Source organism: Limnospira sp. PMC 1279.21 (assembly GCF_032349615.1).
Lineage (GTDB): Bacteria > Cyanobacteriota > Cyanobacteriia > Cyanobacteriales > Microcoleaceae > Limnospira > Limnospira fusiformis.
Genome location: NZ_JARPLU010000444.1, coordinates 1 through 944, shown reverse-complemented (window position 1 = coordinate 944; position 944 = coordinate 1). Strand labels below are relative to the sequence as shown.

Here is a 944-nt window from a genome sequence, read left to right as displayed (position 1 = left end):
AGTCATCTCGTCCTCTCCATTATACGTCCTAAGTGTTCTGTCTTGTGCTATAGATACTGCGGTCAGTAAGAGTATAATGGCGAGGACGAGTTTAAAGACTACGTGGTGCATATAGCTCTGAACATCGAAGTAGAAAGCAGGTCTCTTGATTCTGCTCCTTTGACAAATAGGGTATCCACACCAGGAGCCGTGTGATGGGAAACTATCAAGCACGGTTCTGAATGGGAGAGGGTGAAGGTGACTTCACTCTCGACCCCTAACCCTTTAAGGGGAAAGGATGTGATTGAAAGCTAATGCCTAACTGTAATGGTTAGGATATGCCCACTAATCACGGTGTGGATATAGAGACCGCGATAAGTAGGAGTTTAATGGCGAAAGCGAGTTTAAAGACTAACGCAAGCATATAGCTCTGAAAGTTGAAGTACGAAAGCAAGGGGTAGTAACCTTGTTCCTACTGACAAATAGGGTATCCACATCAGGAGCCGTGTGATGGGAAACTATCAAGCACGGTTTGGAAGTGGAGTTGGGGAAGGTGACTTCCCTTTCGACCATAACCAGGTGGCAATACCGCTCACATCGTGAAAATTCTGCTGAAATAGCGCAGCACTTTTGAGGAGAAAATAAACAAGCAAGAGCTACCGAAAACTCTTTAAACAGGGCAGTAACCGAAAACTCGGCGAATGAATTAGTCAGCGTAGTGCTGTAGAAATATTTTTGCTGTAAGGTAGATAGGGTAGGGCATACCCGAATCTTGGTTGCAATACCAAAACGCTTGGAGAGCATGATTTAATCTCAAATTAGGTTAATATTTTAGGGCAATATGGTATAAGAAGCGAGAAGAGTTGAGGATAAACCTATTGCCAGATATGTCAAACCCAAGGAAGCGGCTCAAATCCTTGGAGTCCATGAAAGAACACTCCGCAGATGGGACGAAAATGGCTCAA

1 protein-coding gene is annotated in these 944 nt (G+C 44.2%); it reads left to right on the top strand.

The features are described from left to right. Positions 1 to 856: 856 nt before the first annotated feature. Positions 857 to 944 (top strand): MerR family DNA-binding transcriptional regulator (locus P5683_RS25325; protein WP_315642132.1); only part of this gene is annotated, 88 nt, incomplete at its 3' end.